Below are 26,125 nucleotides of genomic sequence, written 5' to 3'. Positions count from 1 at the left end.
CGGAAGCCGCCCCGCCCCGCAAGGAACCCGGCGCACCCCATCAGAATGCAGAGAAGGACCACGCGCGATAGTTTCACCCCAACCAACTGCGCAATGCCTCCTGCGGCATCAAGATATTCCAGAGATCATACGGTGAATTTACCCGGGGCGATCTTCAATCCCCCGCGAAATAGATCCCTTCGATCTCCGCATTGTCGGCCATCACGCTGGTATTCGCCTTCCACCAGCCGAGCAGGCCGAAGTTGGTCTTGATGAGCAGGTGCTCGCCGTCGCGGAGGACGACTTCGAGTGACTCGCCCGTTGGGATGTTGGCGATAACCTCGCCCCCGTCCTTCTTGGCGAGAAGCTTGAGCGGCACCTTGGCCTTCGACTTGAGGCCGACGTAGGAGAAGGGCTGCACGATCTCCACGACCTTCCCAGCGCGGATGGTATACTTTGCCTGCTCCTGATGCAGGCGGTTGGCGCGGCCGCTGGCATAGAGAAAGCCGTTTCCGGGAACCGTGAGGCTCTCGCCCGCGATGCTGCCGAGGATCACGCCCGTCTTTTCATCGATGATGACGAAGGACGGGTCCGCGCTCGGGCCGGAGTCGAAGTCGATAATATAGCGGGTTTCATTCTCGCGGTTGAGCCGGGTTGAAACGAGACGGTGGCACTCGGGAGCTCCGTCCTCCATTGTCATCTCTTCATCGAGGACTTTGGTAAGGGCGGGATCGTAGGAAAGCTTGCCGGGGAAGGGCGTCAGGTTCTCCGGCACCGGCAGGGATTTCAGGTCCGGAAACGAGCTGGCCGCCTCTTCCGCGCGGGCGGAAATCAGCGTGAGCGAGAGGGCGAGGACGGCGAGGCGACGCGGGTTCATGGAACGGTTCGGGATGAGGCTTCCCATCTCTAACGCGATTCCGGTTCCCGGCTAATGAAAATCCCCGCCTCACGTGGCCCAGGTTTCCAGCCCGCCGGACTGCAAAATAGACGTGCAAATCCTCCCGTCAGCCGCTCCAAATCCGCGCGCCGCAACCCTAGCCGCCTTTCATTCGACATTCTTCGGAAGGCACTGGATATTCGGCGTTCGCATTCAATCCCATGTCCGATAAAACAGCCATCACCCCGACCCGTGCCCAGGATTTCCCCGAGTGGTACCAGCAGGTCGTGAAAGCCGCCGATCTGGCGGAGAATTCGGAAACCCGCGGCTGCATGGTGATCAAGCCGTGGGGCTACGGCATCTGGGAACTCATCCAGCAGCAGCTCGACCGCAAGTTCAAGGCGACCGGCCACCAGAACGCCTACTTCCCGCTGCTCATCCCGATCTCCTATCTGGAGAAGGAAGCCGAGCACGCCGAGGGCTTCGCCACCGAGTGCGCCGTGGTCACGCACCACCGCCTGGAGCCCCAGAAGGACGAGAAGACCGGCAAGGTGAAGATGGTCCCCTCCGGCGAACTCGCCGAACCCTACATCATCCGCCCGACTTCCGAGACCATCATCGGCGCGGCCTTCTCGCGCTGGGTGCAGAGCTATCGTGACCTGCCGCTGCTGATCAACCAGTGGGCGAACGTGATGCGCTGGGAAATGCGTCCCCGCCTGTTCCTCCGCACCGCTGAGTTCCTCTGGCAGGAAGGCCACACCGCGCACGAGACGAAGGAAGAGGCGATCGACGAGACCCGCCAGATGCATCGCGTCTATGAGGACTTCCTCCGCAATCACCTCGCGATCCCGGTCATCCCCGGCGAGAAGACGGAGAACGAGCGCTTCCCCGGTGCCGACATGACGCTGACCGTCGAGGCGATGGTGCAGGACCGCAAGGCGATCCAAGCCGGCACCTCCCACTACCTCGGCCAGAATTTCTCGAAGGCGCAGGACATCTCCTTCACCGGCCGCGATGGCGTGAAGCAATTCGTCCACACCACCTCGTGGGGCGTTTCCACCCGCATGATCGGCACGCTGATCATGGCGCACTCGGACGACGATGGCCTCGTGCTGCCACCTCGCGTCGCGACCCAGCAGATCGTCATCATCCCCGTCACACCGAAGGAAGACTCCAAGCAAGCGGTGCTCGATGCCTGCAAGGCCCTCGCCGAAACGCTGCGCCTCGAGAAAAACTTCCACGGCGACCCGCTGCGCGTGCACGTCGATACCCGCGATCTCCAGGGCGGCATCAAGAAGTGGGAGTGGGTCAAGAAGGGTGTGCCGATCCGCATCGAAATCGGACCGCGCGACATCGAGACCCGCAAGGTCTGCGTCCAGCGCCGCGACCGCGCCAGCAACGAGAAGGAGTTCATGGACAAGGAGGACTTCCTCCGCGTCGCCAGCGATCTCCTCCAGGACATCCACGAGACGCTGCTCGCCCGCGCCACCGAGTTCCGCGACGAGAACATCGTGCCCTGCGACTCGATCGACGAATTCCACGCCCACTGGGCGAAGGACAATCCCGGCTGGCTGATCACCCCATGGGCCGGCACGCCCGACGAGGAAGACGAACTCTCGAAGCAGCACAAGATCACCATCCGCTGCCTGCCGCTCGACAAGCAGGACGAGCTCGAAGCCAAGTGCCTCCTCACCGGCAAGCCGACCAAGTCGCGCGCCATCTGGGGACGCAGCTATTGATGAAGGATTGATGAATTCGGTTCGATAACCCCGCCCTTGCTTGCAGGGGCGGGTGAAGTGGTGGAGCTTTGTCACGATGAGCTCCTCCGGTCTGCCTGATATGCCATCCGGGGCAGACCGTGCCCGGCAAGACGAGCCGGAGACTCGCAAGTTTCGCCTTTCGAAGCTTGAGATCGTAATCTCGGTGCTACTGGCAGTGGCGCTCGTGGCTGTCGTTGCAGCGCTCTATATCATGAAGAGTCCCGCTGCTGATCGTACCTCTGCGCTCAGCAGCCTGAAAGTCATCAACCTAGAGTTGACCCAGTTCGACCAGGACTACGGCCGCTTCCCGGATACCTCCACCATCGCAAGTGTGAGAGCCGCCACCGGCACCACGATTGCCTTGGGAACTCGAACCTCGAACGATTTTTTCCGCCAACTCGTCGCCGACGGAAAGACCAGCGAAAAACTCTTCTGGGCTCCGGTCTTGGACAATCGCCGGGGGCCCAACGACATCCTCGGCGACAACGCGCTGGCCAAAGGCGAGTGCATCCACAGCTATGTCGCCGGCCTTTCCGGCAATGATGAGCCCGAAACTCCCATCGCCATGGCGCCAATGATTCCCGGCACCACGCGCTTCGATCCTGATCCTTACAACAGCCAGGCCGTCATACTTCGTATCGACGGCTCCGCCATGCCGGTGCCAATCAAGACCGATACCAACGAAGTGCGCCTCAACGGCAAGAACCTCTTCGATCCTAGCCAACCCTACTGGAACGGCAAGGCACCCGACCTAAAATGGCCGGAGTAATCGCGTGTCCTCATGGAACCCCACCTCCCGCCCCAGCCATCGCCCGATGCTCCCGCGCCACCGCCGGGACCGGAGGTGAGAGCATCGAGGACCAAGATTCTCCTCTTGTTCGTGGTCGGGACGCTCTCGTTGATGGTGGTCTTCGGCTTTCTGGCCTCGGTGATTTTCAGATCAAAGAAGGCAACAGAGCGCACCGAAGCGATCAACAACATCAAGCAGCTCAATCTCGCCTTGATCGACTTCGATGCGGACTACGGCCGATTCCCCGACGACACCACGATCGCCGATGTCCGGTCCAAAACCCACACCACCTTGGCCTTGGGCACCACCACTTCCAACGACTACTTCCGCCAATTGATCGCTGCATCAAACAAGAGCGAAAGGATCTTCTGGGCTCCCATCCCGGCCACTCCTCGCAAACCCAATGAAGTTCTTGGTTCCGATGCCTTGAAGAAGGGCGAGTGCTCCTTTGCCTACATCCCGGGGCTCACCTCCTCGGATGATCCCGCAACTCCGGTCGTCATGACCCCGATGATCCGGGGCTCCTATCAGTTTGATCCCAATGTCTTCGCCGAAAAGGCGGTGATCCTGCGGATCGATGGCTCTGCCAAGCCCGAGACCATTCGATCCTCCGACCGCAAAGTAGTGATCGGCGGTGGCAAGACTCTTTTCGACCCAAGCCTGCCGCACTGGCACGGCAGGCGGCCCGACCTCAAGTGGCCAGAGTAGCTGCCTCCGGCGTCGAAAACTCCACCGCCACGTTCATGCTGAGAAACGCACCGCTCGCCCCGAAGTAGCGACCACTCACCGGCATCACACCGCGTGGATGATGACTCGTGCCGGTGACGATGTGCCGGTGATCGCAACGCCGCCCAGTGGTCGGATCGAAGCCACACCAGCCAAGCTCCGGAAAGTACGCCTCCGTCCATGCATGCGTGGAGCCCCGCGCCGCACGGGTCGCCGGACAATCGAGATAGCCGCTCGCAAACCGTGCCGCGATGCCGAGCTGCCGCAGCGTCTCCATCATCAGCGTGGCCACGTCGCGGCATGATCCGGTGCCAAGTGAGAGCGTCGTGGCCGGCGTTTGCACGCCCTTCTGCTCACGGCGCTCGTAGCCGATCTTCTCGTGAATGATTTCCGCCAGCTTTAGCACGAAAGCCTCCGCGCTAGGGAAGTCGCCGGGATTCGGCAGCGTGCCGATAAAGTCCTTCACCGCCGCCGTTTCCTCGCCAAACACCGGCGTCAAGTAGCCGACCACGATGCCGTGCTCCATCGTATCATATTCCAGCGGATAGGGACTCGGGCTGTGCACATTCAGCGGCGGGGCATCGGGATCGAAGAAGCGCCGCACCACCACCTCCACATCGAATTTCAGCTCCTCGCCCGGTTCGCGGAAATGCGCGTGCACCACCGAGTTGCCGAAGATGTCCCGCGTCCACGTCACATCCGCCTGCGGCGTGATGCCGAGCAGCAGGCTCTCCACCCGCAGGTCATGCCCCTCGCGCGGACGAATCACCAGCCGGTGCGTCTGAAAGGTCACCGGCGCCGCATAGCGATAGTGCGTGCGGTGGACGATCTTCAGCAGATGGCTGTCACTCATGAGTCGAGCACGATGGCTTGCCCCGCCAAGTCATCCGGGCCAAGCGGTTGGAAATCCGGTGAGGTGCAAGATACCATCATTCCCGTGAGCTGCATCTTCCCGAAGATCGTGGCGACCGACGCGTCCGCCGCATCGCGGCCGGTGGCAATGCGGACGAGGCCATTCAGCGCTGAAAGCCGGGTGGGATCGAAGATGATCCAGTGATTCCCAATGCATGCCTCGAAGCAGGCATGGAAATCCGGCGGCTGCATGTCGCAGGCGTAGCCGGTGAAGTAGCGCGCGGGAATCGACAGCGCCCGGCACAGCGCGATGCCGAGATGCGCGAAGTCCCGGCACACCCCGGCGCGCTGCGTCACCGTATCGAACGCCGAGGTCCCGGCATCGGTGCTGCCGGAGAGATAGTCGATGTTCTCAAAGATCCAGTCGGTGATGGCCACCACCTGATCGTAGGGATGGGCGATGCCACCGAATTCCTTCCCTGCGAGTTTCCCCAAGCGATCCGACTGACAGTAGCGGCTGGGAAAAAGAAACGGCAGCGCAGAGCGGCGAATCTGCGAAACCGACAAGTCATGGAGAGCCTCATGGCTCACCATTTCGTGCCGTGTTTCCGCGGTCACCGAATAGGTGATATCCAGCTCGGTCACGTCGCCCGTATCGAGGCGGATGTAGCGATTCTCCCCCGAGGTCTCGATCGGCAGCTCCTCCCACGCCACGCCGGGAGTGATCTGGAAGGACTCGTCGGAGAGCTTCTGATTCGCCGTCGCCAGCGCGTGCAGGTTCAGGAGCACCGTGGTGCGCTGGAGGACCTGATAGTGAAGCTCGGCGTGGATTTGGAATGGCATGACGCCGCCATCCTCGGCCCAGTCGCGGAAATGTGCAAACGACGTCGAGCGAACTTGCGTGAAACCGGCTCATCATGAAAACTAACCAAGGCCCATGGAAACCACTCTCCCGCCGCAGCCACCACCCGACGCCCCTGCTCCACCGCCGGGCCCGGAGGCGGAGGAGTCGCGACGCAAGATGAAATGGATCCTCAAAATCGGCGGAGGCTGCGTGCTCGTGTCAGCACTCGCCGGCCTAAGCAGGCCCGTCATCCACAAATCACCCATGGCTGCCGACCGCGTCGAAGCCACCAACAACATCAAGCAAATCAATCTGGCCCTGATCGACTTCGAAAACGAATACGGCACCTTCCCAAACTCCTCGACGATCCCTTCAGTCAAGGCAGCTACAAGCACCACACTCGCCCTAGGCAACAAAACCTCCAACGACCTGTTTCGCCAATTGATCGCCGCGGGAACCAAGAGCGAGAAGATCTTCTGGGCCAAGACGGCAGGAACTCCGCGTAAGGGAGACGACATCCTGGGAGCCGACGCCTTGAAGAAAGGCGAGTGCGCCTTCACCTACATCGCCGGCCTCTCCACTTCCTCCGATCTGAACGCCCCCGTGCTCTTGGCCCCCGTCATCCCCGGCACGTGGAAGTTCGATCCAAAACCCTTCCAAGGAAAGGCGGTCGTCCTCCGCATCGACGGCTCGGCAAAACCCGAACCCATCGACAAGAACGGCGATGTCATGATCAACGGCATGAACCTCTTCGATCCCCACCAGCCCTACTGGCACGGCAAGGCTCCCGACATCAAGTGGCCGGAGTAGTCCCTGCGCATCCTCCGATGGAACCCCACCTGCCACCTCAGCCACCACCCGATGCTCCCGCTCCGCCGCCCGGCCCGGAGGCATTGGAATCACGCCGTAAGATGGGGTGCATCCTCTGGGGCGGCGGAGGCTGCGCTGCCCTCCTCCTGTTAGGCTTCCTTTCGTCTCCGGTCATTCTCAGGTCAAGGAAGGCATCCGATCGCACCGAGGCCATCAACAACGTCAAGCAGGTCAACCTGGCGTTGATCGAGTTCGACCACGACTACGGCTCCTTTCCGAACGCCTCGACCATCCCCGCCGTCAAAGCCGCAACCTCAACCGCGCTCTCACTCGGAACCAGCAGCTCCAATGACCTGCTCCGCCAATTGATCGCCACAGGCAACAAGAGCGAAAAGATCTTCTGGGCCAAGACCGCCGGAACCCCGCGCAAGGGAAACGACATCCTGGGAGCGGATGCCCTGAAGAAAGGCGAGTGCGGCTTCACCTACATCGCCGGACTTTCCACCTCGAGCGATACCGACACTCCCGTGCTGATGGCCCCCGTCATTCCCGGGACACAGAAGTTCGATCCCAAGCCCTTCAAAGGGGTGGCTGTCGTCCTCCGCATCGACGGTTCGGCCAAACCCGAATACATCGACAAAAACGGCGACGTCATGATCCACGGCATGAACATCTTCGACCCCCGCCAACCCTACTGGCACGGCAAGCCGCCGGACATCAAGTGGCCGGAGTAATCCCTGCGCATCTCACGATGGAACCTCATCTGCCACCGCAGCCACCACCCGATGCTCCCGCCCCACCGCCCGGGCCGGAGGCATTGGAATCGCGGCGGAAGATGGGATGCATCCTCTGGGGCGGTGGAGGCTGCGTTGTCCTCCTGCTGTTAGGCTTTCTTACGGCTACGGTCATCCACAGGCCGAAGGGGCCAGCCTACCGCACTGAAGCCATCAATAACATCAAGCAGGTCAACCTGGAACTGATCGACTTCGACAATGACTACGGCTCATTTCCAAACGCCTCGACCATCCCTGCCGTCAAGGCCGCAACCGCCACCACACTCTCACTCGGCACCAGCAGCTCCAATGACCTGCTCCGCCAATTGATCGCCACAAGCACCTACAAGAGCGAGAAGATCTTCTGGGCCAAGACCGCAGGAACCCCGCGCAAGGGAAACGACGTCCTGGGAGCGGACGCCTTGAAGAAAGGCGAGTGCGCCTTCACCTACATCGCCGGCCTCTCCACTTCCTCCGATCCTAACGCACCCGTGCTCCTGGTCCCCGTCATCCCAGGCACTTGGAAGTTCGATCCCAAGCCATTTAATGGAAAAGCCGTCGTTCTACGCATCGACGGCTCGGCTCGGCCTGAAACCATCGACAAGAACGGCGACGTTATCATCGGAGGCATGAACATCTTCGATCCCCGCCAGCCTTATTGGGGAGGAAAGGCACCCGACATCAAGTGGCCGGAGTAGCCGCAGCTCACCTGCACCTCACTTCACCGTGACTCGAAGGAACGCCTTCTGAGCGGACATCGGATAGCTCGCAGTCTTGGTGCTTCCGTTGGTGGTAATTGTCACACCACTGGTGGTCCACGTCTCCATGTCCGTGCTGACCTCCGCGCCGTAGATCAAGTCGGCGCGTGATGCAGGAAAGCTCAGCGTCGCGTTCGATCCGTTCTTCCCGAGCTTTGGCAACTGCGCCGCCGAGTTCTTCTCCGGATCGAAACCGAAGGCATACTCCAGCAGGTTCACGATGCCATCCCGATCAGGATCCGCCATGTCACCCGCGATCAACCGGTTCGCGCGCTCCGTGGCGGTGAAATAGGTCGTGAGCCACGTCGTCGGGACAATCTTCATCTCCAGCATCGCGGCATACGAAGCGGCTTCGGCACCAGTGCAGGTGGCCACGCAGCGATAGAGATCGCCCGAGCGCTCCCGGCCGGGAGCCTGCACGTGCAGCGTGCCCGTGGCCGTGCCGGTGCACACGCTGTCATCGGAAAGATCCTGCCAGACATTGCTACCGACCGCCAGCCGCTGCCAATGATAGCCCGGCGAAGGATTGCTGGTGGCGACCGCCGTGAAGTCGACGCTCGTCCCCACGGAAATCCACTTGTCCACCGGCTGCGTGCTGAAGGCAGGCGGGATCACGACGCCAAGGCCGCGAATCACGCCATCGCTCTTGCTGGTCACATACAGCTCGCCACTCGCATCCACGGCCAAGCGGATGTCTGCCCGGCCATTGCCTGAAATGGTCGCACCACCCGGCAGGTCGGAATCCACTCCACCGCGGAAATCATAACCCTCCTCGACGATCTCGAAGAAGCGGTCGTAGCTCTGCGGACCCAGATCCGGGCTGTCATTCGGATCGTCCCACACCAGAGTGACCGGCTGCATGTTGGCGAGCGTGGATGCCACGCCATCATCGGCGGCGAGCATGTCGCTCCAGTCGCAGCACCACACCCGGCCGGTGGTGATGTCGGCGAAGACGAACTTCCCCTGAAGCGCCGGGACCGCGCTGCCCCGGTAGAAGACACCGCTCGAGATCGCATCGCCGTAAGCCGCAGCATGCGGATAGGCGATCACCGGATATTCCGGCACGAACTCACCCGGGAAATTCTGAAGATTGCTGAGACGCACCGGCAGCGAGTCCGGCGAGGGCGGGTTGCTCAGAGCCGGTGAGCCTGACGAGATGACCAGCTTCTGCGGCCCCTCGCGTTCGCTGTAGCCGTAGTTCTTGCCCGGCTTCAGCAAATTGACTTCTTCCCAGGAATTCAGGCCGATCTCGGTGACCAGCAGCCGCGGCTCCACGATGCCATTGTCGTACCAGCAGAAGCGATGGGGGTTGCGATGACCCAGCGTCCAGATCTCCTTGCGCGCTCCATTGAAATTCGCGCTGTTGGCGAAGGGATTGTCGTTCGGAATACGATAGCGGCCATTCGTCGATACCGTGCTGTCGCTCGTGTGAAGCGAGAGATCAGGGATGATGCGAAGGATCTTTCCGACGATGGTGTCCAGCCGCTGGGGATTCAGCTTGGTCGTGTTATTTTCCCCCGAGCCACCATCACCGCACGCCAGATACATCACGCCCCATTCCGGAGCGCCCGGCACGGCGGCAGGATTGAAGGTGATGTCGCCGAGCGGATGGATGTGCGAATTGAAACCGATCCGCAGCAGTTCCCGCGCGGTGCCTTCAAAGGTCAGATTGGAGCGATTGGTATCAGTCCACTCGATCAGCACGGCCTGGCGAGTTGTGCTGCCCACCAGCGGATTGATCACCGAGGTCGACGTGTAGCCGGCGGTATTGAAGCCGGGGAACTTCGTCTTCACCGGCAAGCGGCCCGCGTCGCCATCGCTGCTGACGCTTTCAATGTGGATCGTGTAGAACTTGCCATTGGTCGCATAGCCCGGATCAAACTCGAAGGTGACAAGGCCGTTGGCATAGCCCGACTTCTTCGTGAAGAGCGGGAACAAGCCGTTCGGTGCCACCTGGCTGGTGGACGTGCCGGTGGCATTCGGCAGATTGACCAGCTCCGCAGTGTCGGATTTGGTCGGGCCACCATTGAAGTCGAGATAGGCGCTGCGGTTTTTCGCCTGGGTCAGCAGCTCGGCCGTGCGGGTCGCCGGAGTGCCGCCTTTCGAAAAGATGTGAAGGTTCCCGTTCAGGTCGCAGGTCCACATCCGGCCGGTATTGCCCGGCTCCTCCTTGGTGAAATTGATCCGCGCCATGTAGCCCGGATTGCCGGCGGTGGTGGACACGTTTCCCGAGAACGGCATCGACGCCCAGTCGGAGACGCGCACGGTCACCGGCGTGGTCGCCGCATTACCACACGCGCCAACGGCAGCCGCCGCGGCAATCAGGAGTCGGATCAACTGGGGTAAGGGAACGGGGGAGGACTTCCGCGGAGGACGAAAATAAGGCATCGACGGTATTCGGATGCCCAAATTACGGGCTTCCTGAGAAACATCAAGGCATTGGCGTTCAACCGCATCTAACCGCTTGAAATAGGGACTAACGGTGCATCGCGCGACGACCCGTTTCTCTCTTTTTTGCAATGTGCCCTTCAGAACTGAGCACGAAAAAGCCGGCACTCGCGCGCCGGCTTCTCGAACGATGATTTGTCAGACTGAACCGGAGAAATCATCGCTGGCTCACCGGCAAGCCACCGGTCAGAGCCGTGACCACCACCTTGTGCGCGGCATCGATTTCCTCCGCCTTCAGCGTGCGATCAGCGGCGCGATAGTGCATGCGATACGCGATCGACTTGCGATCGGCGGCAAGCTTCTGGCCGCTTTCGTCACGGAACACGTCGAAGCATTCGAAGCCCGTCAGCAGTGGCTCCTTCACCTTCGCCAGCACGCGCTCGATCTCGGCATTCGCGAGCGTAGCCGGTGCTTCCAATGCAAGGTCACGTGACGAGCCCGGGAATTGCGGCAGCTCGGCAATGTCACGGCTGCCAGCCACGAACTTGCGCAGCTTCGGTAAATCCAGCTCGGCCACGAAGACCGGCGTGGGCGCATCCAGCTCACGTTGGCGTGAAGGCAACAGCATCGCAAAGGTGCCGAGGTTCTGGCCATCCGCCTGAATATCGGCGGCCAGCGCGAAGCCTTCGCGGGCACGCGGCACGAGCTGCAGCGCAGCGGTCGGCACCAGCGCGGCAACGATTGCCTTCAGGTCGTAGAGGTCGGCGGCCGCTTCGAGATTCGCCCAGCCGACGGACGACCGGTGACCGGAAAGCAGCAGGCCGAGCGAGTCGCTTTCAAGATCCTTCGCCTTGCCACCGCCGGCATTGCGGAAGACGCGGCCGATCTCGAAGAAACGCAGCGCCTTGTTGCCCTGGCGCACATTGCGCTCGGCGGAAGCGACGAGCCCGGGGATCAGGCTCGGGCGCATCACCGCGTGGTCCTCACTGAGCGGCAGGCTCACGCGAATCGTGTCACCGGGAAGCAGCGGCTTGAGCGGAAGGGCATCCGTCACCTGCGCGTCGGAAATCAGCTTGATCGTCTGGCACTCGTGGAAGCCGAGGCCGGCGAGGCGTTCACGCACGCGCATGTCAGCATCGTAGGCGGCATCCACCGTAGTCGAGGGCACGTAGGTTCCGCGCAGGCGCGATGGCACCGCATCGAGTCCCTTCACGCGCACGATTTCTTCGACGAGATCGATGTGACGCTGCAAGTCGGCGCGGAACGAAGGCACCGCCCATGTGTTATCCGCGCTCTTCGAAAGACCGAGGCGCGTGAGAATGGTCGCCGCTTCATCGTGCGGAATGCTGGCACCGGTGAGTTGGTCGAGCTTGGCAAGATCAAGCTCCACCGGCTTCGTCAGCACGGGTGCTTCACCTGCCTTCATCGTGACTGCCTCGGCAGTGCCACCGGCGATCTCGAGGATCAGCTTCACCGCCAGCGCCGAGCCCGCGAGCACGCCATCCGGGTTCACGCCACGCTCGAAGCGATACGACGAATCCGACGAAAGCGCCGTGCGTCGCGAGGTGCGGCGGATGCGGGATGGCGTGAAGTACGCCGACTCCAGTAGAATGTCCGTGGTGGTCTCAGTGACACCGCTGTCGGCACCACCCATCACGCCGCCGAGGGCGAGGGCATTGCCAGCTTCGTCCGAAATCACGCAGTCCTCGGCGAGCAGCGAATAGGTCTGGCCATCGAGCGCGAGGAACTCCTCGCCATCCTTCGCCGTGCGAATGACCAGCGCACCGGAAACCTTGGCCGCATCGAAGGCATGCAGCGGCTGACCCAGCTCGTGCAACACGAAGTTGGTGATATCGACCACGTTGTTGATCGGACGCAGCCCGATCGACTCCAGTCGCTCCACCAGCCACGCCGGGCTGGTGCCAATCTTCACGCCGGAAATCCGCACCGCCGTGTAGAACGGGCACGCATCCAGCGCCTCGATCTTCACACCATCGGCAGTGAATCCCACGCGAGCCGGAATTTCCAGAGAAGCCAGCGGCACTTCAAGCAGCGTCGCCATCTCACGGGCCATGCCGTAGTGGCTGAGCAGGTCCGGACGATTCGGAGTGACCTCCACTTCCAGCAGCACGTCGCCATGGAAGAGTTCCTTCACCGGCTTTCCGATCGGCGAATCCTCGGGCAGAATCATCAGCCCGTCCTCCGCATCCACGAGTCCGATCTCCGAAGCCGCCGCAAGCATGCCCTTCGACTCCACGCCACGCATGGTCGTCTCACCGATCGTGAAGCTACCCAGATTCGCACCGGGCAAGCAGCACGGCACCTTGTCGCCCACCTTGTAGTTCTTCGCGCCGCAAACGATCTGACGAAGCTGGCCTTCACCCGCATCCACCTTCGTCACCTTCAGCTTGTCGGCATTCGGGTGCTGCACGGCCTCCATGATCTGCGCGACCACGATCTTGTCCGACACCACGCCCTTCACCTCGATCCCTTCGACTTCGACGCCAGCAAAGGTAAGCAAGCGGTCCAACTCCTCCGGAGTCTTCCCCTTGAGATCCACATGCGTCGCAAGCCAATTCAGCGAAACGTTCATAGCCAAAAAATTTCCGTGTATTCCGTGTGTTCCTTCCGTGGTGCCTCTCAATCAAGCGAACTGCTTGAGGAAGCGCGCGTCGTTCTCGATCAGCAGGCGGATGTCCTTGATGCCCCAGCGAATCATCGCCAAGCGATCCAAGCCCATACCGAAGGCGAAGCCCGTCACCTTCTCAGGATCATAGGCACCATCCTTGCGCGCCCCATTGATCTGCGCGAACACCGCCGGATCGACCATGCCGCAGCCGGCGACCTCGATCCATCGCGGAGCCTGTCCCTTCGCATGAAGCTTCACATCGATCTCGAAGCTCGGCTCGGTGAACGGGAAGAAATGCGGTCGGAAACGGACTTCCGTTTCGGAGCCGAACATCTCCTGGAAGAAATACTCCAACGTGCCCTTCAGGTCACCCAGCGAGACATCGGTGTCCACATACAGACCTTCGAGCTGGTTGAAGACGGAAAGGTGGGTCGCGTCGATTTCGTCACGGCGATACGCCGATCCGGGAGCGATGATCCGCACCGGCGGCTTCTGCCCTTCCATCGTGCGGACCTGCACCGACGACGTGTGCGTGCGGAGCAGCTTGCCGGAGTCGAAGTAAAAGGTGTCCTTTTCGTTACGAGCCGGGTGATCGGCGGGCGTGTTCAGCGCATCGAAGCAGTGGAACTCGTCCTCGATCTCCGGTCCCTCGGCGAGCGCGAAGCCCATGCGCCGCAGGATCGCAATCGCCTGATGCCGCAGGATCGTCAGTGGGTGCAGCGAGCCATGGTGCAATGCTCGAGCCGGGAGTGTGGAATCGATTCCCTCCAGTGCCTTCTTGTCGGCAGCGTCCTGCAGGCCGAGCTGCTTTTCCTCCAGCGCCGCGGTGATCGCGGACCGGGCGGTATTGAGCAGCGCTCCGATCGCGGCCTTTTCCTCCTTCGGAACGTCGCGCATGCCGGCGGAAACCTCGGTGAGAGTGCCTTTTTTCCCGAGCACGGCGACGCGAGCGTCGTCCAGCGCACGGGCGTCGGTGGCTGCGGCGATCCGGGCGAGTGCCTCGGCCTGAATGGCTTCGATCTGATCCTTCATGGCAGGGAAAAGCGGGGCGCAGGGCTTACCCGCTGCCGGAGGCGGAGTCAAAGGCAGTTCTAGCCCGCCTGCGCAAACAGTTCCCGCCGGATCCGTTCGCTCTCCCGCTCGATCTGCTCCGGCGTCGCCCCGAAACTGCCCAGAATGCTCTCCGTCATCGACAGCGCCACCTCCCCTTCCCCCGAGAAAACCGCATTCGCGCCCGCCGCCAACAGCTCGTCCGCCTCCTTCAAGTACGACGTCCGGGCCACCACCCGGATCTTCGGATTCAGCGACCGCGCCTCCTTGATCACCTCGCAGCCCATGTTCACGCTGGATGCGCTCAGCACGAGGATGTCCGCCTTTTCCGTCCCCGCCGCATGGAGCGTCGCCGGATGGCTGGCATCGCCATACTGGGCCTTTTCCCCGGCGGCATTCAGCTCGCGCACCGTATCGACGTTCATTTCGACGATCACCGGCGAGAAACCATTGTCCTTCAGCAGTCGCACCACCGTCTGGCCTACGGGACCGTAGCCCACCACCACCGCACGACGGTGAATTCCGTCGCCTTCCTCGGCCGCAGGCCCCCCGACCACCCGCCGGTTGAGGAATCTCCAAAGCGCCGGCCGCTTCGCCACCCAGCGCTCGATCGGCTCCACCGATTTATAGAACAGCGGTGCCAAGGTGATCGAAACGATCGCGGTCGCGACCAGCGCATTGAACGCCTTTTCCTCCACCAGCTTGTACTGCATCCCAAGCGTGGCGACGATGAACGAAAACTCGCCGATCTGCGCGAGCACCGCGCCCACCGACAGTGCCGTCTTCAGCGGATAGCCGAGCACCGAGGTGATGATGATCGCCGCCAGCGGCTTGGCCACGATCACGATCCCGATCGTCGCCAAGGCCAGCCACGGGTCTGCCAGCAGCCCTTTGAAGTCGAAGAGCATCCCGACTGAAACGAAGAACAGGACCGCGAAGGCATCCTTCATCGGCAGCGCATCGGTCGCCGCCCGATTGCTGAATTCCGAGCGGCCCACGACCATGCCCGCGAGGAAGGCACCGAGCTCCATCGATACGCCGAAGAACTTCGCCGCGCCCATCGCGATGCCGAGCGCCAGCACCAGGATCGCCAGCGTGAAAAGCTCGTGCGATCCCGTCCGCGCGATCCCCGTCAGCAGTCGCGGGATCGCCCAGCCACCCACCACGAAGGTAAAGGCGACCAGCGCGCCGATTTTCAGCGTGGTCCACACCAGCGCCATCGTGATGGCACCCGCTCCGGTCGCCTCCCCGCCGAATATCGCGGGGATCAGCACCAGCACGAAGACGGTGAAAATATCCTCCACCACCAACCAGCCGATCGCGATGTGCCCCACCGGCGTGTGCAGGTGCTTGTGATCCACCAGGATGCGGGTGAGCACCACCGTGCTCGCCACCGCGATGGCCATGCCGAAGATCGCGCCTTGCGTCCAGGACCAGCCGAAGGCCCGCATGACCAGCATGCTCAGCAGCGTGGCCACCGCGCTCTGGACAATCGCGCCCGGCACCGCGATCCGCTTCACCGCCAGCAGCTCCTTGAAATGGAAATGCAGTCCCACTCCGAACATCAGCAGGATCACCCCGATGTGCGCCATCTGCTCCGCCAGATGCCGATCCGCCACGTAGCCCGGCGTGTGCGGGCTCACCACGATCCCGGCTAACAGGTAGCCGACGATCGGCGAAAGTCCCAGCCGGTGAGAGATATAGCCAAGGATGAGTGCCACTCCGAGGCCGCCAGTGAATGTGAGGATGAGGTCATGCATGTGGGGATGAGGGAAAAAACGCCGCCCCACCCTACGGACCGATGCTGTCTTGTCCGTGTTTTTTTGACTCGTTGGAAAATTTTCCCGTTTGCCGAATCAGGAATCCAACAGCTGCATCATCTCAATGCCCCTGTCGTAGTGGCCACCCCTTACAACTCCTGTCTCGTTTGGGATCATAGTCATCGACCGTCCGGCGCGATTCTGCCGAAATCCCCGCGATGGCCACTGGCGCTCCCCTCATCGATCAAGTCATCCTCCGCAGCCTGCGCGACGACGACTCGATCCCGGAGATCACCCGGCTCCTGCACGCAGCCTACGCGCCGCTCGCCGCAATGGGGCTGCGCTACACCGCGACGCATCAGAGCGACGAGACTACCCTCAGCCGACTCCAGCGTGGCGTGCCGTTTATTGGTGAGTTGAACGGAGAGATCATCGCCACCGTCACGCTCTATCCCACGGCCGGCGAGAATTCATCCTGCGCATGGTATCGCGAACCCGGCGTCTTTTACTTCGGCCAGTTTGGCGTGAGCCCCCGCCTTCAGGGTCACGGCCTCGGCTTGCGCATGATGGAAATGTTGGAAAAGGAATCCGTCGCTCGCGGCGGACGGGAACTCGCACTCGATACCGCCGAGCAAGCGCATCACCTGATCCAGTGGTATGAGAAAATCGGCTACCGCTTCATCCAATACGCCGACTGGTCGACCACGAACTACCGCAGCGTGATCCTTTCCAAGTCACTCGTCCCATGACCTTCCGCGAATCCACTCCGGCTGATCTGTCCGCTTGCTCCCGGTTCTTTGCCGAGGTCTTCAACGCGGCACCTTGGGACGAAAACTGGAGCCTCGAAAGCTCACTCCAGCGACTGTCCGATTGCGCCGCGACGCCGAACTTCCTCGGCATGGTGGCCGAGGACGACACTGGCATCGCCGCCCTCGCCTTCGGCTACTGGCAACGCTACCAGGAAGAGCAGCACTACTACCTGCTGGAGTTCTGCGTCGCGAATGACCGGCAAGGCGAAGGCATCGGCGCGCGCCTGATGGAGGCACTGCATGCCCGCCTTCAAAACGACAACGTGAATCGCATTTACACGCTGACCGCTCGCGAAACCCCTGCTCAGGACTTCTATGAAAAGGCCGGCTTCTACGTCAGTCCGAAGATGATCCTGATGGCCCGCCGCTATTGACCGAGGCTCTCCCCAAGACTCCCGGTCCCCACACCGCCAGCAGCAGCGCGAACACGACCACCACGCCAAAGGCACCGGGCAAGCCGATCCAGTGGCTCAGCCCGCCGATCGCCGGCGGCCCGGCCAGGAAGCCGAAGTAGCCGATCATTGAGACCATCGCCACACCCTGACCGATGCTCTCCTCATGCGCCCGCCCACCGGCACCTAACAGCACCGGCACTAGGTTCGCTAGGCCGAGGCCAGCAAAGCCAAGACCAAGGAACGTCACCGGCCACTGATGCACCGCAATGATCAGCAACAGACCGACAAAGGTCAGCAAGCCGCTCACTCGCAACACCGCCAGCCCGCCATGCCGCGCCGTGACACGATCACCCATGAACCGGCCAGTTGCCATAGAGAGGGAAAACATCCCATAGGCCAGCGGCGCCAGCCACGCCTCTGCACCGGACACCGTGCGAGTGTACACCGCACTCCAGTCCATCATCACACCTTCCGCGAACAACGCCAGGAAAGCCAGCGCTCCGACCCGCAGGATCCTGCCATTCGGCAACGAGAACCCGCGCTTGCGTTTGCCGGGCGAAGCATCACCTCCCGCCAACGCACCCGAACTCGTCAGTGCGGCAATCAGCAACACCGCTGCAATCGCCAACGTGATCACCAGCGGAGCCATTCCCTGCTTCAAAGCGAGCCCCACTAGCAACGCCGCGACCAAGCCACCAATACTCCACAGCGCCTGAAAGGTCGCCATGATCGGCTTCTGCCCGGCATTCTCGATCGTGATCGCCTGCGCGTTCACCGATACGTCCAGCGAGCCCTTGAACGCCCCGAAAATCATCGCCGCCCCGAGCAGCCATCCGAAACCCGGCGCAAGCGCGACCAAAGCCAGCGCCACCGCATAGCCCGGAGCCAGCCACGAAAGCATCGTCCGACTCCCATGCCGCGACAGCGCCCGGCCAATCAGCGACATCGAAATCAACGCGCCCGCCACGATCGCCAGCAGCACAATGCTCAGCCCGGATTCGCTCAGGCCAAACTTCTGCTTCACCGACGGAATCATCGCCGCCCACGTGCCGAAGCCAACGCCATCCACCAGGAACAACACCGATGCAGCCCAGCGCGCCCGCGACTGATCAAGCCGCACCTCCTCCAACCCCGTGCAAGCCGCTTCCCGATTCATGCGCCCATCATCCCGGGAAACCGCCGATTCTTCCAATGGCATGATTTCATAACCGTGATAACCTCCGGCTATGGAGATGCGCGAATTGAAGTCCTTCATCCTGCTGGCGGAACAACTCCACTTCGGCCGCGCCTCGCGTTTGCTGAATCTGAGCCAGCCCGCCCTGACCAAGCAGATCCACCGCATGGAGGACGAACTCGGCGCGCCGCTCTTCGAACGCGGACGCCACGGCACCACGCTGAGTTCGCTGGGAAAACAGTTCCTCAAGGAAGCGCGCGGCGTCGTCGCGGGCTTCGATCGTTTGCTGGATAGCGCCCATGCCTCGGCACTCGGCGAATCAGGAAAACTCTCCCTCGGCTTCGGCTTCCACACCCTGGAACTCGTGCCGCGGGTCATCGTGAAACTGCGCGAAACCTCACCCGGCATCCAGATCAGCCTCCGCGACATGTCCACTGCCGAACAGACCGAAGCACTGCGCAAGGGCGAGCTGGACCTCGGCTTCGTGCGCCTGCCCGCCCCAGCCGAGTTCAAGCTGCTGCCGGTGATCAAGGACCGGCTCACCCTCGTTTCCTCAGCAGCCTTCCCGCTCCCCGCAAATGCCACGCTCGCCAACTGCCGCGACCTGCCCTTCGTCAGCATCCTTGAAGCTCGCTCTCCCGGCTTCTACGGCCACGTCCTGCGTCTCTGCAGCAAACACGGCTTTCACCCACGCGTCATCCAGCAGGTTCCGGAATTCACCACCGCCCTCGCCCTCGTCCAAGCCGGCCTCGGCGTCACCGTCATCCCCCAATCCGCCGGCACCAGCCGCTTCTCCGGCCTGCGCGAGCACCCGATCCGCGACAAGGACGCCACCTGGACCGTCGCCGCCGCATGGCGCAAGGGTGACACGAACCCCGCCTTGGCGAAGTTCCTCGCGATCTTGAAAGCCGAAGTGAAAGCCACCTGAGGCTACTCACCGAAGAAATGGCGCCCGATCCGCGAGGCCTCGGTATCGTGATCGGATTCCCAATAAACATCGCGAACGATTTCCGCGACCGTCGGAGCCTCTCCCGCCTCCGCAAACTTCGCCGCCTCGCTCGCCTCATCCTTCGCCCGCAAATCGATCTCCTCCGCAGCCGCTTCGCTGAGAATCCCTTCGGCAAGCAAGTGCTGCCGCCAAAGCCTCAGCGGATCCCGCTTCTTCCGCTCCTCGATCTCGTCGACAGTCCGATACTTCTTGGCATTCGCGTCCGCCACCGTGAAGCCGTAGTAGCGATACGTCTCCACCTCCAGCACCGTCGGCCGCCTCTCGCGCCGCGCTCGTTCCAGCGCCGTCCAGACCTTCGCGCGGAGCTGATAGATATCCCCATCGCCGCATCTGTCCCAATCGATGTCGTATCCTTCAGCGCGCCGGGCAAGGCATTCCTTGAAGCGCGATGAACGCGACACCGACATGCCCATCGCGTACCCGTTGTTCTCGATCAGATAGACCACCGGCAACCCGAACAAACCGGCAAGATTCAGCGACTCGTGATACACGCCCTGATTCACCGCACCATCACCCAGGAAACACACCACCGCCCCGGCGATCTCCCGTTGCTTGAGCGCAAAGGCGAGCCCTGCCGCCAGAGGCGTCTGCCCGGCGGCAGTTGCATGGCAACCCCAGTGATTCCCCAGCGGATGGTAGAAAGAAAACATCCCGCCCTTCCCTTTCGAGCAGCCATTGGTCTTTCCAAAAAGCTCTGCCATCCCCGCTCCCATTGGCAGGCCCGCCGCAATGGCATGGCCCGCTGATCCCGTGATCCTCGGGTCCCATCAGAGATCGTACGCTCGCCGACACCGATTCCTGCCCGATGCTCAGGATGAGGAAGCCGCCAATTCTGCCTCCGTTGTAGTAGTGCAAGGCCCGCTGCTCGAATCGCCGGATCCGCATCATCTGCCGCAGCAAGTCGATCTTGCCCTCCGCGGACCAGTCCCGGTTGATGGCGTGCTCGCGATAATCCATGGCCACCGATTCTCTTGCCCGATCGCCGGGCAATTGGCCAGCATGGAGACATGCCCGATGACCGCCCGATCCGCCTCCTGCTCTCCGGCGAACTCTCCTTCGGCCCCGGCAAGGCCGAGTTGCTGGAAAAGATCGACGCCCTCGGCAGCCTCCAAGCCGCCGCCGGGGAAATGGAAATGTCCTACATGAAGGCATGGAAAATGGTGAAGGGCCTCAACGAACGATTCCGCGAGCCGCTGGTCTCCCTCCAGCGCGGCGGCAAGGAACAAGGCGGCGCAGCGCTCACCGACACCGGCCGCAAGGTGCTCGCGCTCTATCACGAAGCCGTGGCCGCCGCCGAAAAGGCCAGCTCCCCGGTGCTGCGAAAAATGCGGCGGCTCCTCGCAGGCGATGAGACGAATTCATCCTCCTGACGCCGGAATGACGCCCGATATCCTTTCGCAAATAGATCGAGGATGATCCACTATCCATGGCGAACGCGATTTCATTCCTGCCATGCACCAGCGCCTCATCCTTCCACTCGTCCTGCTCTTTCTTTCGATCGGCTCGGTCCTCCGCGCCGCCGAACCGGTTCTCACCGTCCGCTTTGGTGAAAAGACAATCACCCTGACAGAAGCCGAGTTCGCCGCATTGCCCCATACCGAAGTGACCGTACCCGAGCAAGGCGATGAACCCGAGCGCCGCTACTCAGGCGTGGCGATGCGCGAGCTTCTCGCGAAGGTCGACGCACCGCTGGGCGACAAGATGCGCGGAGGTGGCCTGATGGTTGGCGTGATCATCCGCTGCAAGGACAACTACGCCGTGCTCTTCTCGCTCGCGGAGTTCGATGAGAACTTCAGCAACCGCACCATCCTCCTCGCCGACAAGGAAAACGGCGAAATCCTCCCGCCATCCGCCGCCCCTCTCCGCGTGATCACTCCCGGCGACAAGCGAGGCGCACGTTCCTGCCGCCAGGTCGTTTCGATCGAGCTCGTCTCCTTGGCCAAATAGGCGGGCGTCATGAAACGCGTCCTCTTCTGCTTCCTGGCCGCATCGCTCGCCGCAGGCAATGCACAGACCCGGAAGTCAGCCTATGAATTGCCACCAATCCAGTATTCCAGCCGCAAGCCGGACGACGCCGTCGCGCGCCTCCTGAAAAAAATCGAAGCTCACGAAGTCTCCTTCAAAGGCACCGATGCCGAGATCCTCCGGGCCGTCCTGCAGGAACTCAACGTCCCCGTCGAAAGCCAGATCGTCGTCTTCTCCAAGACCAGCCTGCAGGGCTCACTGATCGATCCTCGCAATCCGCGGGCCCTGTATTTCTCCGACTCGATCTACGTCGGCTGGATGCCCGGTGGACTCATTGAGGTTGCCTCGATCGATGCCGAACTCGGGCCCATCTACTACTCCCTCGATCCACAGGACGCGCGCAATGACCGCCGGACCTTCGTGCGGGAAACCGAGTGCCTGCGCTGTCACGGCGGCGAAACCGGCCGCGAGATCCCGTCCTTGATCGCGCGCAGCGTCGCAGCGACCGAGCGCGGCGAGACCGTGGCGGGCCAGGCCTTCCAACTCACCGATGACGCCACACCCTTCGCGCAGCGTTGGGGTGGCTGGTATGTGACCGGCTACACCGGCATGGCCGATCATCTCGGCAATGCTTTCAACAACCAGCCAAACCCAACCCCGAGCCCCATACGTCCCACCGATCTCACCGAGTTCTTCGACACCTCGAAATACCTCGCCGCCACCAGCGATGCCGGCGCGCTGCTCGTCTTCCAGCATCAGGTGACCATGCACAATGTCCTCACGCGCGCGTCCCATCGCTCCCGCCGCGCGCTGATGGAAGCGGCAGCCGATCCGGAAGCGACGCAATCTCCCCTCGCTAGCATCGCCGATGAAGTCGTCGATCACCTGCTGTTTAGAGGTGCCGCGCCCCTGCCAGGCGGCATCGAAATCAGCGAGACCTTCCGCGAAGCGTTTTCCTCCAACACTCCGCGCACCAGCGACGGCGATTCCCTCAAGGACTTCTCCAACAGCGACCGCCTGTTCGCCAATCGCTGCAGCTTCCTGATCTATTCGGAGTCATTCTCAGCCCTGCCTTCCCCGCTCAAAACACTGATCTTCGAGCGCCTTCACACCGCCTTGCAGGGGGGCACAGCCGGGGAACGTTACGCCTACCTGGAACCCGAGGAACGCCGGAAGATCCTCGCTATCCTCAATGAAACCCTCCCCGAGGCCCGTGAGGCATTTCTCCAAAACGCTCAATAGCGTTCTAGCCATGATGAAGCGAATTCATCACCGCGGGCCGGGATGACGCTCGTTATACTTTTAGAAATATAACGATCCCGCTTTCGTCCCCCACGATGAAAGCACTTCCCCTTCTCTGCCTCGCTCCCCTCGCCGCTTCCGCGGCCACTTCCGAGACGGAACTCGGTGAAATGGTCGTCGAGGCCATGAAGCCCGGCATCACCCACCGGATCACCGCTGAGGAGGTGCAGGATTTCGAGCGCCGCAATCTCGCGGAATCGCTGGATCTCCTGCCGGGCGTCAGCCTGACCCGGATGGGCGCACGTGCCGAGAGCATGGTCACCGTGCGCGGCTTCGACCTGCGCCAGGTGCCGCTGCACATCGATGGCATCCCCGTTTATGTCCCCTACGATGGCTACGCGGACCTCGGTCGCTTCCTGATGCCGGAAGCCGGCGAGATCGAAGTGGCAAAGAGCATCAGCCCCGTGCTCGCGGGACCTAACACCCTCGGCGGCCTCATCAACGTCTTCACCCGCCGCCCCACCGAGAAGCTGGAAGGCGCCGTCCACGCCGGTGCCTTCTCCGGCGATGGCTGGGACGCTGGCCTGAGCGCGGGCGGCCGCGAGGAAAAGTTCTACTGGCAATTCGACCTCTCCTGGATCGAGCGCAGCGCCTTTCCGCTGTCCGATGATTTCGTTCCTCGTCCCACCGAGAACGGCGGCCGCCGCAACAACTCCTACAGCGAGGACTGGCACGTCTCCGGTCGCATCGGCTGGACGCCGGCCGTTGACGATGAATACGTCCTCGGCTTCTGGTCGCAGCGCGGCGAGAAGGGCACACCACCCTATGCCGGCTACGACAAGAAGGTCGCGCCACGCTTCTGGCAATGGCCGTATTGGGACAAGGACACCGTTTACATCCTCACCCGCACCGCGCTCGGCACCGAGACCACGCTGGAGACCAAGTGGCACTACGACACCTTCCAGAACCTGCTCCGCTCCTTCGACGACGCGACCTACTCGTCCCAGACCAAGGGCTACACCTTCAATTCCTACTACGACGACTGGATCGCCGGCGCCTCCGCCACCATCGAGAATCGCTCGCTGAAGAACACCCGCCTCGCCGCCGCGGTCCACTACGAGCGGGATCACCACGAGGAGACGAACCTCGGCGCTCCCACCTACACCTTCGAAGACGAGACCGCCTCCGTTGGCTTCGAAGCAGAATACGACTTCGGCCAGGGCGGCTCCCTGACCGGCGGCGTCAGCTACGACTGGCGCGATATCCGAGAAGCCGTCGACACGAACAGCGGAGCCCCGCTCTACGGCGACAAGAACTCCTCATGGAATCCGCAGCTCGTCTATCGCCAGCAGTTCAACGATTGCCTTGAAGGCCACCTCGGCTGGGCGGAAAAGAGCCGCTTCCCCACCATCAAGGATCGCTACTCGTATCGCCTCGGCCAAGCGATCCCGAACCCGAACCTCGATCCTGAAACCGTCAATCACTTCGACCTCGGCATCGGCGGCAAGGCCAATGACAAGCGCATCGAATGGGAAGCGAACCTCTTCTTCTCCCGCATCGATGATGCCATCCAGCGCGTCGACAATGTCGCCTTCACTCCCGGAGGCGCCGGGCTCTTCCAGCTCCAGAATGTCGGCGAGGTCGAGCACCGCGGCTTCGAGTTCGCGATGGCTTCGAAATTCACCGATACCATCCAGGCCGGCTTCAACTACGCGTGGATCTCCGCGGAAAACCGCACCAACCCGGCAATCAGCATCATCAACGTCCCCGAGCACGAGGTGACGCTCTTCTCGAAGTTGGATCTCATGGAACGCCTCCGCCTGATCCCGTCCTTCACCTGGTCGGACTCGCGCGTGGTCTCCAGCACCGGCAAGCGCGTCGGCATCTACGCGTCCGCCGACGTGAAGGCCGAGGTCGAATTGCCCGGCGACGTAAAGCTCGGCTTCGGCGTCCTCAACATTCTCGATCGCAATCAGCAGCTGGACGAAGGCTTCCCGGAACCCGGCCGCACCTTCTTCGGCGACATTCGCTACGAGTTCTGATTCGAACCGGAAAACCGCTGGATGATTTCCAATATCTATTCATGGTGATATCGACTCTCGTCACTCGCGCCACCGCCCCTGAATCATGAAATCCCTGTTTCTTCTCCTGTTCGCCTCGCTGGCCGCTGCGGCCGGTGAACTCCGCGTCGCCGCCGCCGCCAGCCTCGCTGAATCCGTCAAGGAAGTCGGTGCCGCCTATGAGAAGGCGAACGGCACCAAGATCACCCCGGTGCTGGCGGCATCGAACGTCCTTGCCCGCCAGATCGAGGAAGGCGCGCCCATCGATGTCTTCATCTCCGCCGACGAGGCGAACATGAAGAAGGTCGAGGAGGCCAAGCTGGTGAATAACGTCACCAAGCTCCTCACCAACGCACTTGTCGTCGTGGTGCCCAACGAATCCGAAGCCAAGGTCTCCGGCGGCTCTGATCTCGCGAACTTCAAGCGCATCTCCATCGGCGATCCCGTGGCAGTCCCCGCCGGCGTCTACGCCAAGAACTGGCTCACCAAGCAAGGCCTGTGGGAAAGCATCGGCCCCAAGTGCGTCGGCAGCGAAAACGTCCGCGCCGCCCTCGCCGCCGTCGAAGCTGGCAATGCCGACGCCGCCATCGTCTACAAGACCGACGCCGCCGTCTCGAAGAAGGTGAAGGTTGCCTGGACCGTCCCGGCCGGCGAGGCCCCCGCCATCATCTACCCGGTGGCCGTCTGCACCGCCACCAAGCAGGCGGATGAGGCAAAGAAATTTGCAGACTTCCTGAAATCGGAAGAAGCGTCGAAGATCTTCACGGCCCGCGGCTTCGGGCTCGCGAAGGAATAAATGACGGCGGACGATTTCAGGCTAATCCTCTTCACGCTCGGCGTCTCCGCGGCGGCGATCGTCCTGTCGCTGCCCTTCGGCCTCGCGCTTGGCTGGCTGTTGGCCCGCAAGCAGTGGCCGGGCAAGGCGTTCGTTGAGACGCTGGTCATGTTGCCACTGGTGGTGCCACCCGTGGTGACCGGCCTGGTGCTTCTGAAGCTCTTCGGAAAGAAAGGGCCCTTCGGCGCGCTGTTAGAACGATCTGGCATTGAGATCATCTTCACCTGGAAGGCCGTCGTGCTGGCCCTCGCCATCATGGCCTTCCCGCTCCTGCTCCGCTGCATCCGCACGGCCTTCGAGGAAGTGCCGCGTCACTTGGAAGAAGCCGCTTCCACTCTCGGCAAGACCCCATGGCAAGTCTTCTCCCGCGTCAGCGTCCCCCTCGCCCGCCGCGGCATCGCCGCCGGCCTCGTGCTCGGCTTCGCCCGCGCCCTCGGTGAATTCGGCGCCACCATGATGGTCGCCGGCCTCATCCCCGGTGTCACGGAAACCATCCCTCTCGCCATCTACCGCAGCTTCCACGCCGGAGATGATGATCGCGTATGGATGCTCGCCGGCGTGTCCGCGGTGATTGCCTTCATCGCGCTGTGGATCGCCGGACGTCTGACCAAGGGCCGGCATCCATTCTAATGCGGCTCCC

Annotated in this window: 24 protein-coding genes; 15 read left to right on the top strand and 9 right to left on the bottom strand. The window is 62.3% G+C overall.

Features of this window, described 5'->3' with window-relative positions; translation table 11 throughout:
* Positions 1-154 precede the first annotated feature (154 nt).
* Positions 155-856, bottom strand: coding sequence for a hypothetical protein (locus WKV53_RS12060; protein ID WP_341404846.1), 702 nt, complete (start codon positions 854-856; stop codon positions 155-157).
* 221 nt (positions 857-1,077) lie between these two features.
* Between WKV53_RS12060 and proS the strand changes: the two genes are divergently transcribed.
* The 3 genes from proS (at position 1,078) to WKV53_RS12045 (ending at position 4,114) form a co-directional block, all read left to right on the top strand.
* The gene (gene proS / locus WKV53_RS12055; RefSeq protein ID WP_341404845.1) at positions 1,078-2,595 is read left to right on the top strand and encodes a proline--tRNA ligase; all 1,518 of its coding nucleotides are present in this window, start codon (positions 1,078-1,080) and stop codon (positions 2,593-2,595) included.
* Positions 2,596-2,671: 76 nt separating this feature from the next.
* Positions 2,672-3,385: a hypothetical protein gene (locus WKV53_RS12050; protein ID WP_341404844.1), complete on the top strand. Its 714-nt coding sequence runs from the start codon at positions 2,672-2,674 to the stop codon at positions 3,383-3,385.
* 12 nt (positions 3,386-3,397) lie between these two features.
* Positions 3,398-4,114 carry a hypothetical protein gene (locus WKV53_RS12045; protein WP_341404843.1) on the top strand — a complete coding sequence of 239 codons (717 nt, stop codon included), beginning with the start codon at positions 3,398-3,400 and terminating at the stop codon, positions 4,112-4,114.
* Here WKV53_RS12045 and WKV53_RS12040 read toward each other — a convergent pair.
* Together WKV53_RS12040 and WKV53_RS12035 are read right to left on the bottom strand one after the other, a co-directional pair.
* Positions 4,098-4,985 (bottom strand): transglutaminase family protein, encoded by an 888-nt coding sequence (locus tag WKV53_RS12040; protein ID WP_341404842.1) that lies wholly within the window; start codon positions 4,983-4,985, stop codon positions 4,098-4,100. The genes WKV53_RS12045 and WKV53_RS12040 overlap by 17 nt on opposite strands.
* Complete coding sequence (locus WKV53_RS12035; RefSeq protein WP_341404841.1) at positions 4,982-5,827, bottom strand: transglutaminase-like domain-containing protein; 846 nt, start codon at positions 5,825-5,827, stop codon at positions 4,982-4,984. Before WKV53_RS12035 ends, WKV53_RS12040 begins: the two co-directional genes overlap by 4 nt.
* Before the next feature lie 94 nt (positions 5,828-5,921).
* Here WKV53_RS12035 and WKV53_RS12030 point away from each other — a divergent pair, with 94 nt between their 5' ends.
* The 3 genes from WKV53_RS12030 to WKV53_RS12020 are packed head-to-tail and all read left to right on the top strand — an operon-like array spanning position 5,922 to position 8,109.
* Positions 5,922-6,638 (top strand): hypothetical protein, encoded by a 717-nt coding sequence (locus WKV53_RS12030; protein WP_341404840.1) that lies wholly within the window; start codon positions 5,922-5,924, stop codon positions 6,636-6,638.
* A 17-nt stretch (positions 6,639-6,655) separates the two neighbouring features.
* Positions 6,656-7,372, top strand: a complete 717-nt coding sequence (locus WKV53_RS12025) for a hypothetical protein (RefSeq protein WP_341404839.1) — start codon at positions 6,656-6,658, stop codon at positions 7,370-7,372.
* Positions 7,373-7,389: 17 nt separating this feature from the next.
* Positions 7,390-8,109 (top strand): hypothetical protein, encoded by a 720-nt coding sequence (locus WKV53_RS12020; RefSeq protein WP_341404838.1) that lies wholly within the window; start codon positions 7,390-7,392, stop codon positions 8,107-8,109.
* 18 nt (positions 8,110-8,127) lie between these two features.
* Here the strand turns inward: WKV53_RS12020 and WKV53_RS12015 are convergent, their stop codons facing one another.
* From WKV53_RS12015 to WKV53_RS12000, 4 genes are all read right to left on the bottom strand, one after another.
* Positions 8,128-10,506, bottom strand: a complete 2,379-nt coding sequence (locus tag WKV53_RS12015; RefSeq protein ID WP_341404837.1) for a PQQ-dependent sugar dehydrogenase — start codon at positions 10,504-10,506, stop codon at positions 8,128-8,130.
* A 268-nt stretch (positions 10,507-10,774) separates the two neighbouring features.
* The gene (pheT, locus tag WKV53_RS12010; protein WP_341404836.1) at positions 10,775-13,150 is read right to left on the bottom strand and encodes a phenylalanine--tRNA ligase subunit beta; all 2,376 of its coding nucleotides are present in this window, start codon (positions 13,148-13,150) and stop codon (positions 10,775-10,777) included.
* 51 nt (positions 13,151-13,201) lie between these two features.
* Entirely contained in the window at positions 13,202-14,218 is a 1,017-nt protein-coding gene (pheS, locus tag WKV53_RS12005) for a phenylalanine--tRNA ligase subunit alpha (protein ID WP_341404835.1), read from the bottom strand.
* A gap of 59 nt (positions 14,219-14,277) precedes the next feature.
* Positions 14,278-15,996, bottom strand: a complete 1,719-nt coding sequence (locus WKV53_RS12000; RefSeq protein ID WP_341404834.1) for a cation:proton antiporter — start codon at positions 15,994-15,996, stop codon at positions 14,278-14,280.
* Between the two features lie 218 nt (positions 15,997-16,214).
* On the opposite strand from WKV53_RS12000, the gene WKV53_RS11995 reads away from it, so the two are divergent.
* On the top strand, positions 16,215-16,745 hold the full coding sequence (locus WKV53_RS11995) for a GNAT family N-acetyltransferase (RefSeq protein ID WP_341404833.1): 531 nt from the start codon (positions 16,215-16,217) through the stop codon (positions 16,743-16,745).
* On the top strand, positions 16,742-17,179 hold the full coding sequence (locus tag WKV53_RS11990; protein ID WP_341404832.1) for a GNAT family N-acetyltransferase: 438 nt from the start codon (positions 16,742-16,744) through the stop codon (positions 17,177-17,179). Before WKV53_RS11995 ends, WKV53_RS11990 begins: the two co-directional genes overlap by 4 nt.
* Here WKV53_RS11990 and WKV53_RS11985 read toward each other — a convergent pair.
* Positions 17,142-18,356 carry an MFS transporter gene (locus WKV53_RS11985; RefSeq protein ID WP_341404831.1) on the bottom strand — a complete coding sequence of 405 codons (1,215 nt, stop codon included), beginning with the start codon at positions 18,354-18,356 and terminating at the stop codon, positions 17,142-17,144. The genes WKV53_RS11990 and WKV53_RS11985 overlap by 38 nt on opposite strands.
* A gap of 76 nt (positions 18,357-18,432) precedes the next feature.
* Here WKV53_RS11985 and WKV53_RS11980 point away from each other — a divergent pair, with 76 nt between their 5' ends.
* Complete coding sequence (locus WKV53_RS11980) at positions 18,433-19,302, top strand: LysR family transcriptional regulator (RefSeq protein WP_341404830.1); 870 nt, start codon at positions 18,433-18,435, stop codon at positions 19,300-19,302.
* A 2-nt stretch (positions 19,303-19,304) separates the two neighbouring features.
* On the opposite strand, the gene WKV53_RS11975 is transcribed toward WKV53_RS11980, so the two are convergent.
* The gene (locus WKV53_RS11975; RefSeq protein WP_341404829.1) at positions 19,305-20,084 is read right to left on the bottom strand and encodes a thiamine pyrophosphate-dependent dehydrogenase E1 component subunit alpha; all 780 of its coding nucleotides are present in this window, start codon (positions 20,082-20,084) and stop codon (positions 19,305-19,307) included.
* Between the two features lie 306 nt (positions 20,085-20,390).
* On the opposite strand from WKV53_RS11975, the gene WKV53_RS11970 reads away from it, so the two are divergent.
* The 6 genes from WKV53_RS11970 (at position 20,391) to modB (ending at position 26,115) form a co-directional block, all read left to right on the top strand.
* Positions 20,391-20,753, top strand: coding sequence for a winged helix-turn-helix domain-containing protein (locus WKV53_RS11970; protein WP_341404828.1), 363 nt, complete (start codon positions 20,391-20,393; stop codon positions 20,751-20,753).
* A gap of 82 nt (positions 20,754-20,835) precedes the next feature.
* Entirely contained in the window at positions 20,836-21,330 is a 495-nt protein-coding gene (locus WKV53_RS11965) for a molybdopterin-dependent oxidoreductase (protein ID WP_341404827.1), read from the top strand.
* Between the two features lie 9 nt (positions 21,331-21,339).
* The gene (locus WKV53_RS11960; RefSeq protein ID WP_341404826.1) at positions 21,340-22,590 is read left to right on the top strand and encodes a hypothetical protein; all 1,251 of its coding nucleotides are present in this window, start codon (positions 21,340-21,342) and stop codon (positions 22,588-22,590) included.
* Between the two features lie 95 nt (positions 22,591-22,685).
* Complete coding sequence (locus tag WKV53_RS11955; protein WP_341404825.1) at positions 22,686-24,632, top strand: TonB-dependent receptor plug domain-containing protein; 1,947 nt, start codon at positions 22,686-22,688, stop codon at positions 24,630-24,632.
* A gap of 85 nt (positions 24,633-24,717) precedes the next feature.
* Positions 24,718-25,446 (top strand): molybdate ABC transporter substrate-binding protein, encoded by a 729-nt coding sequence (gene modA / locus WKV53_RS11950; protein WP_341404824.1) that lies wholly within the window; start codon positions 24,718-24,720, stop codon positions 25,444-25,446.
* Positions 25,447-26,115, top strand: coding sequence for a molybdate ABC transporter permease subunit (gene modB / locus WKV53_RS11945; protein WP_341404823.1), 669 nt, complete (start codon positions 25,447-25,449; stop codon positions 26,113-26,115).
* Positions 26,116-26,125: the final 10 nt, after the last annotated feature.

Origin of the sequence: Luteolibacter sp. Y139, from assembly GCF_038066715.1 — a bacterium.
In the GTDB taxonomy this organism is placed as follows: Bacteria; Verrucomicrobiota; Verrucomicrobiia; order Verrucomicrobiales; family Akkermansiaceae; genus Haloferula; species Haloferula soli.
This window is presented reverse-complemented; position numbering and strand designations above follow the sequence as displayed.